Below are 13,183 nucleotides of genomic sequence, written 5' to 3'. Positions count from 1 at the left end.
CGATAACGGGGCCGGTTCAGTCGGCCGGCCAGGGCGAGACGCGCATGGGCAGCGCATTGGGCCGGATCAGCGCTTGGACGACCGGCCGGACCCGGTGCCCCTCGACCGGCCGAGGCCGCCACCGCGAGACGATCGCGCGCAGGACGACCAGCATCTCGGTCATCGCGAAGTGGTCGCCGATGCACTTCCGGTTGCCGAGGGCGAACGGGACGTAGGCGCCCGGCGGAAGGTCCTTCTCGGTACGGGCGAGCCACCGGTCCGGGTCGAACCTCAGCGGGTCCGGGTAGTACGCCGGGTCGCGGTGCATCGTCACCGCGCTGTAGACCAGCTCGGCTCCCTGCGGGAGCTCGACCCCGCGGACCCGCACCGGCTCCAGAGCGCGCCGCATGAGCAGCCAGCTGGGCTGATGGAGCCGGAGCACTTCCCGGAGGAACCGGTCGGTCAAGGGGAGGGTCGCCGCGCCGGGCAGGGTGTCGGCGGGCAGCGCGTCGCACTCGTCCCGGATCCGCCGGGTGATCTCCGGGCGTCGGCCGAGTTCGTGGAGGGCCCAGGACAGGGTGGTCGACGTGGTCTCGGCGCCGGCCATGAGCAGGGACAGCAGCTCGTCGCGGGCCTCCACGTCGGTCATCCCCCGCGGATTGCCCGGGGTGCCCGCGAACATGATCGACAGCAGGTCGCCCCGGTCGGTGGGGTCCTGACCGGCCTGCCGGGTCTGCCGGGCCCGCTCGGTCTGCCGGGCCTGCTGGACGGCGGTGTCCGCGAGCTCGCGCAGCGCCGCGGCGGCGGCCAGGTACTTGCGGTGTCCCAGCACTCGTGAAGAGGCGATCGACGCGGGCAGCACGGTGCCCACGAAGACCCCGCGCATCACCGTGGTCAGATGCTCGGCGACCTGTTCCCCCAGTTCGGCGACGGCCGCGGCACCCTCCGGGCGTTCGGTCCTGAACAGCGTCGCCACGAGCATGACCGTCATCATCCGGCGCAACACCACGTCCATGGCGATCACCTCGCCCGGACGCCAGGCCGACACCTGCTCCTCGGCGATGTCGGTCATCGTGCCGACGCACGCGGCGATGCTGTTCCGGTGAAAGGCCGGTTGGAGCGCGCGCCGTTGACGAAGGTGGAAATCCCGCTCGGACGTGATGATGCCGTTCCCGATGAAAGGCCGCGCGACGTCGAACAGCAGTCCTTTGCCGAACTTCCTGCTCTGCGTCAGAAGAACGTCGTGGACGGCCTCCGGTGAGTTCAGGATGAACACCGGCCGGTTCCCGAGGAATATCCTGACGATCTCGCCCCGCGTCCTGATCGATTGCAGGAACTCCACCCGTTTCACGGCCAGCTGCGGCAGGTGGCCGAGCAAGGGTAAGCGCCCCGGCACTATGGGGGCGGCCACCGCTGGAGGGGTGATGGAACGCACAGCTCTGCACCTCTCTGAAGCATGGGCTCGAAAAGTCCCTCGCCTTGAACGTTCAGCGGAACTTCAGCCGGCGTCGACGGCGGCTTTCACGAGGGTGTACATGACCGACCGCTGCTGCTTGTGGCGTTGGATGCGTCCCTTGGCGACCAGGGACTCGAGGGTGTTCCGTACCACCTGCGGTGTCGGATTACGGCTCGGGTCCTTCTCCAGAAGTTCGTCCCGCAGTTCCTTCGCCGAACGGGGCTCGTCATGACCGCTCAGCAGGTCCGTCAGCGCGTCCCCGAGCAGAGGCCGGCCCGGCTTCCCCTTCGCGTCGCGCTTCGTCCCGGTCCCCGCTGAAGCCGTCCTGCCCGGCGTCGAACGCCGCGTGGTCGCTCCGGCAGTGCTTCGGCGCTTCGCCTTCGCGACCGCGGGCTCGTCCTGTGCCTGCTCCGGCAGACGCGAGGCATCGGCGAAGCCTTCGTACCGCTCGGCGAGGTCGAGGATGTCCGACAGCAGGGCTTCCTCCTGCTTCAGCAGCTCGATCCTCTTCGCCAGCTCCTCCTGGCGCCTGCGGTTCTCCTCCAGTTCCGATGCGACCTGCTCCACGTACCGCGATCGGAGCTTGGCCGCTGCTTGGCTGCTCACACTTTCACTTCCTCCATATGGATGACGCCGCGCATGGTACCCACGCCGGGCGGTCCGGCGCGGATGGGTGTCGACGCCGACGGCTCGTCAGAGACGGTCGCTCCTCACCTTAAGGGCACACATGCCTCTGCGTGTAGGCACAGGCATGCCGGGGCTTCACACATGTGCATGCGTCGGCACATGTCTAACGGTGACTCACCCTCGTGGTCACACCTGCCTTACGTTGACAGCCCGATCGCACACATGTCAGCATCACCACCCGTTGAACGGGCTCCGACACCGCGGCCGCGCGACACACTCACGCGGTTCCGGCCCGCCCATCCACCCCCATGACTGATCCGCCTGGTCGTCACGCAAGGACCGTTACGGAAATCGGCATCGGGTTCCGGCCTCGTGACGGGCCGCGGCGGACGGGAAAGAGAGACGGACAGTTGTCCATACGTACGCCGGGACGCGGGTCCCGGCGCAGACCGAGACCTTGGTGGGCGAGCGCCGCGGCGCAGGCCCTGTGTGCGGCGATGCTCGCCTCGCTCGTCACGTTATTCACGCCGCCCGCGCCGGCACAGGCGGTCGAGGACCTCGACCAGCGGGCCATCACGTTCAACATGCAGGGTGGCACCCGATGGGAGACCGTCAGGACGAACCTGATCAAGGACGCCGACGTCGTGGCCCTGCAGGAGGCCACGACCGCCCCCTGGGACTTCACCAAGAACGAAGTGATCACCGACAACCTCGGCGACACCACGAAGACCCCGACCGGACTGCCCAGCCTGAAGTACCGGGTCTACGCCCAGCAATGGGGTGAACGAAGGAAGCAGGGGGTCCTGCTCTACCTGGACATCCTGGGCAAGGACGCCTGGGGCGCCGGTACCGGCGCCGACACCGGTGATCCGGATACGGAGAACAACAGTCAGAAGTCCATGGCGATCTGGCTGCGGGACGCGCCCGAGGACCTCAAGGACCTCAAGGACCGCGTCAAGGTCTTCCCCGCCCAGGACGCGGGCAACAAGTGGATCAGGTCCCGTCCGGCGTTCGGTGTGAAGGTCGGCACCACCTGGTACTTCGACATCCATGCCGCGTCGATCCGTTCCGGTGACACGCCCAACCGCCACACCGTCGCCCTGATCGACACGATCTCCCGGACCATGGCCGGCGAGCGATGGCGGGCCCTGGGCGACTTCAACAGTGCCGCCGCCCCCACGCGCGTCAGGTTCCCCAACACGTTCTACGCGACGAAGAACGGCAAGCCCGACGGCACGCCCACCACGACGCAGCAGAGCGGCTTCGCGCTGGACTACCTGATCGCGAGCGATCAGCTGAAGAACCTCGACGTGTCGACGACCGGCCGGAACGGCGGTTCCGACCACAATCCCGTCAGGTTCGCCCCGCGCAACACCCGCGTGTGCGCCAGTGACTGGAGCGAGCCGACGCGCTACAACTACGACGCCGCCGTCCGGCTCGCCGCGCGGGCCTCGGAGGACGCGTGCGGTCCGCCGCCCGCGGTTGTCTCCATGGGGGACAGCTACATCTCGGGCGAGGCGGGACGGTGGGCCGGTAACGCCCCCGCCTCCGCGGTCGGCTCGGCATGGGGCACCGACCGGGCCGCGGTGAACTGCAACGGCGACGAGAGCGTGTGCGACCACGACGCGTCCAAGGTGTACGGCGACACGTCGTCCGACAAGGGCGGAAGCGGGTGCGACCGGTCCGACTCCGCCGAGATCAGGGGCCTGACGGTCGACGACGTACCGCTGGAGCGGCGTTTCAACGTCGCCTGCGCGGGAGCGACGACGGACAACGTCACCACGACCGGCTTCAAGGGCCGGCGGCCCCAGATCGACGATCTGCGCGACATCGCCCGGAGCAACGAGGTGCGCCTGGTCGTGCTGTCGATCGGTGGCAACGACCTGAAGTTCGCCGACATCCTCCAGGACTGCGTCAAGGCGTACTTCTACCCGTCCCTGTTCAACAAGGGCTGTCGCGGCGCCAAGGAGAAGGAGTTCGCCGACGGCCTCGACCCCGCACGGGCCAAAGTCGTGAAGTCGGTCGAAGCGATCCGGAACGTGCTGCGCGAGGCCGGGCAGGAGGACGGCTCGTACCGGATCGTGCTGCAGTCCTACCCCAACCCCCTGCCGCTCGGCCGCGACTACCGCGACCCGGAGAACGCCCCCGTTCCGCCCGCCAACTACAGCCGGTACCTGAGCGGTGGCTGCCCCTTCCTGGACGCGGACAGCGACTGGGCGCACTCCTCCGTGGTGCCCCGGATCAGCGCCATGCTGCGCGGCGCCGCCGACGAGGCCGGGGTGTCCTTCCTCGACCTGCAGGACGCCTTCGCCGGGCACGAGCTGTGCAGCAGGACGACGCAGCAGGCCGGCAAGGACCACAAGCTCTCCTCCCCGCTGCCCGCCGAGCGCGCCGAGTGGGTGCGGTGGGTGCCGTACCTGGTCGACGGTCTCAAGAACGTGCCCTGGCAGGCCCAGGGCAATCAGCAGGAGGCGATCCACCCCAATCACTACGGCCAGCTCGCCCTGTCCGCCTGCCTCACCAAGATCACGGCGAAGCTCGGCGGGGGCCCGGTGGCCTCGTCCTGCGTGGGCAAGCCGTCCGGTGCTCCCGGCTCCGTCGACGGAAGCGTCGACAGCAGTACGGTGCTGAGCAAGAGCAACCGCCGCGGACCCGTGGCCGGGCTGCCGGACTGGAGCCGGGCCGGATACCGCGCCGGTGAGGCGCTGCCCACCACCGCTTCCCGCACCTCCGACCCCACCTGCCACATCACCCCGTCCGAACTCGAGCAGCAGTTCAAGGTCAGGGCCGACGACGGGCAGGACGACACGGCGGGGCTGCAGAGCGCCATCGACCGGATCCGTAACTCCTGCACGCCGGGCGCGGGCCCCGACAGGCTGTCGGTGATCGACCTGCCCAAGGGCAGGCTCGACGTCAGCAAACAGCTCGCCGTGGACGCCTCCTACCTGGTCATCCGCGGGCAGGGGGCCGACCCGCAGGGCGGCACGCGGATCGTCTTCCGCCCCGACGAGAACACCCGCTACGACAAGCTGACCGAGAAGGGCGAGCGCTGGAACCAGGGGGCGATGGAACACAAGTGTGAGTTCACGACGGGCAACAACGTCGCCACGGGCGGCTGGATCTGGCCGGGACGCGGACTGTTCCGGGTGCAGACCCGCGAGGTCGCCGAGAAGTATCGCAAGATCTGCGGCTACCCCGACAAGATCCCGGAGAACCGCCGTGACCTCTTCGAGGGCTCCGTCAACCAGCACTGGGAGTCGGGTGTCGCCGTGGCCGGATCGCCGGCCGACGCCAAGTACGCCGCGCACCAGGGCGACCGCGTGATCCAGCTGGACCCCAAGGCGAAGATGGACGCCTTCAAGCCGGGCGGTGATCTGTGGGTGGGTGCGGCCAACAGCCTCGCGTTCTACCAGTCCCAGGAGGTCGCCGGGGCCTCGGCGGACGACGGCCGGCTGGAGAACCTCCACATGCGCCAGCAGGTGTTCACCATCGCCTCGGTGGACGCCGCCCGCCACACCGTCACGATCGACAAGCCGCTGGAGTTCGACCTCCCGGTCGACTCCACCTCCGATGGCTCCCCACCGCTGGGGGTGAACGGCAAGCCCTACCCCAGCAAGGTCACCGCGCTGAAGATGATCACCGACGTGGGATTCGAGGACTTCTCCTTCACCGAGGACATCAACGGCCTGCCCAGGCTCGGCGGCGGCACGTATCGGCTCAGCCCGGCCGACGCGGTCCACAACTACGGCAACATCGCGCCCGAGTACGCCATGCACGGCATCGTCTTCAAGTGGGCCGCCGACTCCTGGGTACGCGGTGTCCGCGCCGAGATGACCGGCTCCCACCCGGTCGTCACCGAGGTGGCCAGGAACATCCAGATCGAGCACAACGTCTTCGACGGCGCCTGGAACAAGGGCAAGGGCGGCAACGGCTATCTGCGCGGATCCCGCGTCTGGGACTCCCTCTACGCCTTCAACACCAGCCGCAACCTGCGACACTTCACCTTCCAGTGGTCGGCTTCCGGCAACGTCGCCATCGGCAACGACCTCGACTCCGACCTGAACCTGCACGGCGGCTGGGAACACCGCAACCTGTTCGAGAACAACACCGTGCACGTTCCGTACAACCACTCCTCCGGCGAGTGCACCACCAACTGCGGCGGTGAAGGCGGAGCCGGCGACAAGGGCACCTGGTGGCCGATCTACTGGGCCGCCGGCAGCAAGGGCATCGGCTGGTCCGGATCCACCGGCCCGCAGAACGTCTTCTTCCACAACACCCTGACCAAGCAGACGACCCCAGGAGGTCCCTACGAGCCCTTCCGGCCCTACGCCGACACCTCCAGGGTGTTCCAGTTCGGCTCCGCCGCCGGTGACGCGAGCGCCTTCCAGCACCTGAAGGGCGCGGGCGGCCCCATCCAGGACTGGGCGGACAACGAGGGCAACGACTACACCGGAGGCAACGGCGTCAACGCCTCCAGAGCCGACGCCGGTCGTTCCCTGTTCCTGCGCGACTACCACTCCTGAGATACGGCCGTGGCCGTGCGCGCCCGTTTCCAGCGGATTTCGGCCGCTGGAAACGGGCGCGCCGCGTATGGCTCCCTGGCACATGTGCGGGATCCGTTTATTCACACGTGTGTGTTGGCCGACTTTCAACCCATGCCACAATGCCCGCAACGTCGGCATGGTGACGACGATGATGCTCTCCACGTACGTCGTCGACGAGACGAAGCCCCTCGTGACCACCTACTAGAGGGCTGCGGAGCGCCGTTTCCCGATCACTCGGATCGCGCCCTCCGGTCGGTGAGAAGGTCCGCGGCGGTGACGTCCCAGTCGACTCCCGAGAGCTCATGGCCGGCGGGAACGAGCGTGTAGGTGTGATCGAGCCACTCCGAGAGCGGTGGTATCGGCAGTTCGAACAGCGCCGCCATGTCGCCGGAGACCAGCTGGAGCCACGCGGTCGCCCGGTTCTCCGGATTCTCCAGGTTCGCCGGATTCGACGGCCAGATCTGGATGTCCCCGATTCCGCTCCTCGAGCGCAGCCCCTGCCGGAGCAGGTCCCGTCCGATGCGCCACAGGGCGCGCGGGCCGCCCTCGGCGCCGAACTCCACACACACGATCAAGGGGGCTCGCGGGTCGAAGCGGAACTCGGCCCGGATCGCCTGACGTGCCGAGACGCCCAGCACGCGCTCGATGTCCAAGGTGAGGTGAGGCCGACCGTGCCGTGCCGTTCGGTCGGCATGTACACCTGGTTCGTAGCCGCTCATGACGCGTGGGTCCTTACCTGTGGGGGAAGCTGGCCCGGCCCACCCTCGTCCCCTGCGGAGCACCGCGCATAAGTAAGGTGACCGCCGAAATCGGGCCCTGACCGCGTGCGGTGGTCGGCGGCGTTAAGTCATTCGACTGCCCAGGGCGTCGCGCAGTGCGGCCCGGGAGGTGATGCCGAGCTTGGGGAAGACCCGGTAGAGGTGGGAGCCGACGGTCCGCGGTGACAGGTGCATGCGTGCGCCGATCTCCTTGTTGGTCAGGCCGCCGGCGGCGAGATCCGCGATCCGGCGTTCCTGCCACGTCAGTGCCGCGAGGCACTCCGCGGAAGCGGAGGGGGAGGTGGAGCCGGGCGCGCCCGCGGCACGGAGCTCGGCCCGGGCTCGTTCGGCCCAGGGGGGCGTGCCGAGGCGCTCGAAGGCTTCGGCGGCGAGTGCGAGGGTGTGGCGTGCGGCTTTGCGCCCTTGGGCGTGGCGGAGACGGATGCCGTGGGCGAGGCGGACGCGGGCGAGTTCGAAGGGGAAGCCTGCGGCGGCGGGGTGGGTTTCGGCGCGGTGGTACATGTCGTCGGCTTCGGCGGGGTCGGTGGCGGTCATGGCGAGGGCCCCGTAGGTGAGGAGGGCGAGGCGGGGGGAGACGGCGGGGAGGCCGGCGTGGTGTGCGGCGAGGGCGTGGTGGCGTGCTTGTTCGGTGCGGCCGGTGTGGAGGGCCGCCTCGACGAGGTCGAGGAGGGTGCGGGAGGCCTGGTGGGCGTAGGAGGTGAAGGTGCCGGGGGATGTGATGCCGATGGCGTGGAGGTACGCGGCTTCGTAGTCGCCTTCGGTGAGGGCGGCGGCGGTGCCGATGGCGTCGGCGATCTGGGTGAGGAATCCGACGCCGCGGGGGCGGGCCCAGGCGTCGACGGCGCTCTGGAGCTCTCGTGCGCGTTCGGTCCGGCCGCGCATCGCGGCGAGGAGGCCGAGGTACGCGTGCGTGTGGTGAGCGAACAACGCGTAGTCGTGCGCCGTCGTCAGGTCCAGGGTGCGCTGTCCGGTCCGTTCGGCCTCGTCCCACTCCCCCACCGCCATCTGGTCGAGCATGATCAGATGCAGCATGGTCATGGCCGATGCCACGGCCCCGGTCTCCACCTCGCGGTCGACGGTGCGCTGGAAGTGCGAGCGGTACTGGCCGAGGATGTCGACGTGGTAGGCGGCGACACCCAGGCGGGTGGTCTCCCACGGTTCGAGAGTGTGGAGGTCGGCGAGGGCGCGTTCCACCCGCTCGCGCACGCCGGTGCCGCGACGCACCACGTCGCCCCAGGCGTCCTCGTAGACGCGGGAGTTCGGGCACACCAGGTCGCCCAGGGAGCCGAGCAGTTCGTGCGTCCGCTCCCACGACGTCTTGTCGCTCGCGTACTGGCTGACGGCCAGGAGCAGGTTCACCAACCGGGTGAGCACCTCGTTCGGTTCCCGCGCTCCGCTGTCACGGATGTTCTCGATCGCCGCCGTGATGTGACAGCGCGCGGACCGCACGTCTCCGTCCTCGTACAGCGCGACGTAGGCCGAGGTGAGGACCGAGGCCGGGGATTCGCTCGTCCCTGTTGTGGTGTCGGAGCGGACCAGTTGCCGAGCGCGGTCCAGCAGCCCGGCCTGGCCGGCGACGAACGCCGCGTCGCCCAGTCTCCGGGACCGTTCCTCGTGGCTCCGGCTCAGCTCCGCCGCCCGGGTCAGCCAGGAGACGGCGGTCAGCGAGGCGCCGCGCAGGGTGGCGGAGTCGGCGGCCGCCTCCAGCGCTGCCGCGACCCGCTCGTCGGGGTCGACCACGGAAGCCGCCAGGTGGACGGCGCGTCGTTCCACGTCCTCGCGGTGCAGGTGTGCGAGGAACGCGTGGGCGGCGCGGCGTTGGCCGGCGGTCGCCGTCTGGACGACCGCCGACCGCACCAGAGGGTGCCGGAAGACGAAGTCGCCGCTGAGGGGGTCCATGTCCAGCAGGCCGCATGCCGCCGCCTCGTCGGTGTCCGTCATGCGGTAGCGCGTGCCGTGGCCGTGTCCGGTCGCCGTGCCCGCCCCGACGCCGTCCAGGGCACCGCGCAGCAGTTCCGCGCGTACGGCGTCGTCGAGTGCCGCGATACGGGCGCCGTACACATGCTGCAGGCGCAGGGGCAGGGGGAGGGACAGGGGTATGCCGGTGTGTCCGGGCGATTCCCCCCGTTCGCTCGCTGCCCGGCCACTGCGCGTCACATGGGACGGCAGCTCCAGCAGAGCCAGCGGGTTCCCCTGGGCCTCGTCCAGGATCAGACGACGGATCCGGGGATCCAGCTCGGGGTTGCGCAGGTCCAGAAGCCGCTCGGAGGCCTTCTCCGACAGTGTGGTCACGGGCAGTTGCGGGAGTGCCGCCGTGTCGAAGCCGGAGGGTACGTCGGAACGCAGGCCGACGAGGAGCCGTACCGGGCCGCCGCTGAGTCTTCGCCCCACGAACCCGCACACCTCGATGCTGGAGGTGTCGAACCACTGGCCGTCGTCGAGTACCAGCAGGAGGGGTTTCCGCGACGCCGCGAGGGAGAGCAGGTCGAGAACGGCGATACCGAGTGTCATGACCGAGGGCGGCGCGCCCTCGCTTCTGCCGAAGGCGACGTCGAAGGCCCTTCGGTGACTGTCGTCCAGCTGGTTGACGCAGGGGAGCAAGGGATGCAGGAACTGGTGGAGGCCGGCGAACGGCAGCTCCGACTCCGCCTCGACGCCGACCGCCCTGATCACCCTGTGTTCCTTGCCCGAGGCGAGGTCGGCGACGTGGTCCAGCAGGGCGCTCTTGCCCACGCCCGCGTCGCCCCGCAGGACGAGAGCCCGGCCCCCGGTGCCCGTCACGAAGCCGGACAGTGCCTCCTGCTCGGCCTCGCGGCCGATCAGCGTCCCGTCGATCGACTCCATCGTCCCCATTTTCTCCTCCGCTTCCTCCCCCGTTTCCTCCTCCACTGAGCTCCACCGAGCTCCACCGAGTCGGCCCCTGCTCGGACGCTGTCGCGGCCGTTCGCGCGCGTGAAACCGAGGACCGCGCCGTGTCAGGACGCTCCAAGGCCGTGGAGCAGGGTGTCGACGACGACGTCCGCCGCCTGACCGGGACTCAGCTCGGGCATCTGTCGTGACACCAGGTGCATGAGCTGGGGCAGCAGCGCGCTCGCCCACCCCTCGGGCTGGTCGCGGCGCAGGAGGCCCTCGTCGGTGGCTCGCTGCAGAAAGGCTTCGACCTGGCGGACGGACGCGTCCCTGCGTCGGCGGATGGCCTCGTCGGTGAGCATGCGGGCGAGATCGACGGGCCAGGTGCGGTTGACGGCGATGACGTTCTCGACGTAGCGGTGCAGGGCGACGGCGACCGGCGCTTCACGCAGCCGGGCGTCTTCGATGGCCTGTTCGACGGCGGTGAGGCGGGCTTCGTAGATGGCGGTGAGGAGGTCCTCGCGGGAGGCGAAGCGTCGGTAGACGGTACGCCGGTCCACGCCCGCCGCCGCGGCGATGCTCGCGATGCTGGCGCCGGGATCGGTGGCGAGCATGCGGGCCCCGGTGGTCAGGACGGTTTCCAGGTTGCGCGCTGCGTCGGCTCTCACCGCATCGAGTCTAGCGCCACAAACTGGCGGCGCGGACACATGTAAATGCTACATTGACGTGACAGTTAGAGGGATCGTCGGAACGAACCGACACCACGGGAAGAGGGAAAGCACGTGATCACCTACGGTCGGCTTTTCATCGGGGGCTCCTGGGCCGAGCCGAGCGACCCGGACCTGCTCGACATCGCCTCGCCGCACGACCGGTCCGTGGTCGGCCGCGCCGCCCAGGCGCGGCCGGCGGACATCGACCGGGCGGTGTCCGCGGCACGGGCGTCCTTCGAGACGGGCGCTTGGCGTCTGACCCCGCCGGCCGAACGGATTGCGGCCTTACGGAGGTTCAACGCGCTGCGCGAGGAGAACGCGGAGGAGATCGCGCACCTGATCTCCCTGGAGAACGGTTCGGCCGGATGGTTCACCCGCGCCGGGCAACTCGGCCTGACCCGGCAGGCGAACGCCTACCTCAAGGCGGCGGAGGAATTCGGCTGGGAGGAGACGCTCGCCCCCTCCGACCCGGCGTCCCCCGTGCGCAGCGTGGTGCGCCGTGAGGCGGTCGGCGTCGTGGCCGCGGTGATCCCGTGGAACTCGCCGTTCTCCTCGGCCACCTCGAAGATCATCCCCGCTCTGCTCGCCGGTAACTCCGTGGTGCTCAAGGCGTCCCCGGAGAACTCGCTGAGCATGGGCTTCCTGGCCGACCTGCTGGAGCGGGTGGGCCTGCCCGAGGGCGTGATCAGCGTCCTGCCGGCGGACCGGGAGACCAGTGAGTACCTGGTGTCGCACGAGCAGGTCGACAAGATCGCCTTCACCGGCTCGACGCGGGCCGGCCGCCGCATCGCCTCGATCGCGGGCGAGCAGCTCAAGCGGGTCAGCCTGGAGCTGGGCGGCAAATCCGCCGCGATCATCCTCCCGGATGCCGACATCGAGAAAGCCGTCGCGGGTGTGCAGTACGGCTCGCTGCTCAACAACGGCGAGTCATGTGTCGCGCAGACCAGGATCCTGGCACCGCGCGCCCGGTACGAGGAGGTCGTGGCCGCGCTGAAGGAACTGGTGGAGTCGCTGCAGGTCGGCGACCCGAACTCCCCCGGCACCTTCATCGGCCCGATGATCCGCCCCGATCAGCAGGAGCGCGTGCGCGACTACATCCGGCTCGGCATCGAGGAGGGCGCCCGCCTGGTCACCGGCGGCCCGCAGATCCCGGCGGGTCTGGAGAAGGGCAACTACGTCACACCCACCGTCTTCGCCGATGTCGACAACTCCATGCGCATCGCGCGGGAGGAGATCTTCGGCCCGGTCCTCGTCGTCATCCCCTACGACGACGAGGACGACGCCGTCCGCATCGCCAACGACTCCGAGTACGGCCTCTCCGGTGGCGTCTGGTCCTCCGACGAGGAGCACGCCCTGGCGGTCGCCCGCCGCGTCCGTACCGGCACCGTCACGGTCAACGGTGCCTCCCTCGGCTTCGACGGCCCGTTCGGTGGCTTCAAGGCCAGCGGCATCGGCCGCGAGTACGGCACGGTCGGCCTCGGTACCTACACCGAGTACAAGACCATCACCGTGTGACCCGCCGGTGCGACCCGTCGTGTGACCCGCTGCCCGGCACACGCGAGCGGCATCACGCCCGAGGCGTCGTCACGCCCGGACGACGTGGTAGCTCAGCGCCGCCCACGGGAGGTCGGACTGCGCGAGAGACCCGGTGGCCCACGAGTAGGCGCCGGTGCAGCCGGCTCCGGGGTGCAGCACCACGGACGCGGAGCCGGAGACAACCTGAACGGAGCGGGCCGACGCCGGCAGGGTGTGACACGTACCGAAGTCGTCGAGGTCGACCTTCGACGCCGTTCCCGTTCCGTGGGTACCCGAGTAGAGGTACGCGCCCTCCCGTAACGGCGGCCAGTCGGCGGCGTTCGCCGTCCCGGCCCCCGAGCCGATCAGAGCCACGGCCGTGGTGACGGCCGCGACGGCGGCGCGGAGTTTCGCCCTGGGGATGAACATGCGAACACCTTTCGTGTGTGACGAGACCGGTGGAGACCCGGCGGAGACATCGGCCGCCCGGCCCCTCCGGCTCGTCCGGGCGAGTGCGGCCGGTGATGAACTCTCGCATGTTCAACGGTGTGTCGGTGAGGGCGATACCGGTCACACATACGTGTGGTGGCCGGTGTGGCCCGACCGGTGGTCACACCTCCTGGAGGGGTGAAGCCGCCCTCGTACATATGTGTCTCCTGCTAACGTATGGTCAGCACCCATGCACAGCACCGTCCATGTGATCCAGACGCGGCACAGCCAGGC

General features: G+C 69.5%; 8 protein-coding genes. 2 read left to right on the top strand and 6 right to left on the bottom strand.

The features are described 5' to 3' along the window. Positions 1 to 16 precede the first annotated feature (16 nt). Together AC27L3_RS01060 and AC27L3_RS01055 are read right to left on the bottom strand one after the other, a co-directional pair. A complete protein-coding gene (locus AC27L3_RS01060; protein WP_487232295.1) occupies positions 17 to 1,321 on the bottom strand; it encodes a cytochrome P450 in 1,305 nt (434 codons plus the stop codon). A gap of 156 nt (positions 1,322 to 1,477) precedes the next feature. Next, positions 1,478 to 2,041 (bottom strand): hypothetical protein, encoded by a 564-nt coding sequence (locus tag AC27L3_RS01055; RefSeq protein ID WP_487232033.1) that lies wholly within the window; start codon positions 2,039 to 2,041, stop codon positions 1,478 to 1,480. 518 nt (positions 2,042 to 2,559) lie between these two features. Here AC27L3_RS01055 and AC27L3_RS01050 point away from each other — a divergent pair. Beyond that, positions 2,560 to 6,585, top strand: a complete 4,026-nt coding sequence (locus tag AC27L3_RS01050; protein ID WP_487232032.1) for a GDSL-type esterase/lipase family protein — start codon at positions 2,560 to 2,562, stop codon at positions 6,583 to 6,585. Between the two features lie 251 nt (positions 6,586 to 6,836). On the opposite strand, the gene AC27L3_RS01045 is transcribed toward AC27L3_RS01050, so the two are convergent. The 3 genes from AC27L3_RS01045 to AC27L3_RS01035 form a co-directional block, all read right to left on the bottom strand. Beyond that, positions 6,837 to 7,325 carry an SsgA family sporulation/cell division regulator gene (locus tag AC27L3_RS01045; RefSeq protein ID WP_487232031.1) on the bottom strand — a complete coding sequence of 163 codons (489 nt, stop codon included), beginning with the start codon at positions 7,323 to 7,325 and terminating at the stop codon, positions 6,837 to 6,839. Positions 7,326 to 7,448: 123 nt separating this feature from the next. Further along, positions 7,449 to 10,229 carry a helix-turn-helix transcriptional regulator gene (locus tag AC27L3_RS01040; protein WP_487232030.1) on the bottom strand — a complete coding sequence of 927 codons (2,781 nt, stop codon included), beginning with the start codon at positions 10,227 to 10,229 and terminating at the stop codon, positions 7,449 to 7,451. 131 nt (positions 10,230 to 10,360) lie between these two features. Further along, positions 10,361 to 10,849 carry a TetR/AcrR family transcriptional regulator gene (locus AC27L3_RS01035; RefSeq protein WP_487232294.1) on the bottom strand — a complete coding sequence of 163 codons (489 nt, stop codon included), beginning with the start codon at positions 10,847 to 10,849 and terminating at the stop codon, positions 10,361 to 10,363. Positions 10,850 to 11,017: 168 nt separating this feature from the next. Between AC27L3_RS01035 and AC27L3_RS01030 the strand changes: the two genes are divergently transcribed. Next, positions 11,018 to 12,460, top strand: a complete 1,443-nt coding sequence (locus AC27L3_RS01030; protein ID WP_487232029.1) for an aldehyde dehydrogenase — start codon at positions 11,018 to 11,020, stop codon at positions 12,458 to 12,460. 69 nt (positions 12,461 to 12,529) lie between these two features. Here AC27L3_RS01030 and AC27L3_RS01025 read toward each other — a convergent pair whose 3' ends face one another. Continuing rightward, positions 12,530 to 12,889, bottom strand: a complete 360-nt coding sequence (locus AC27L3_RS01025; protein ID WP_487232028.1) for a hypothetical protein — start codon at positions 12,887 to 12,889, stop codon at positions 12,530 to 12,532. Positions 12,890 to 13,183 lie beyond the last annotated feature (294 nt).

It is taken from the genome of Streptomyces sp. PKA51 (assembly GCF_057552455.1).
The sequence above is the reverse complement of the archived record's forward strand: the minus strand, read 5'-3'. Positions and strand labels throughout refer to the sequence as shown.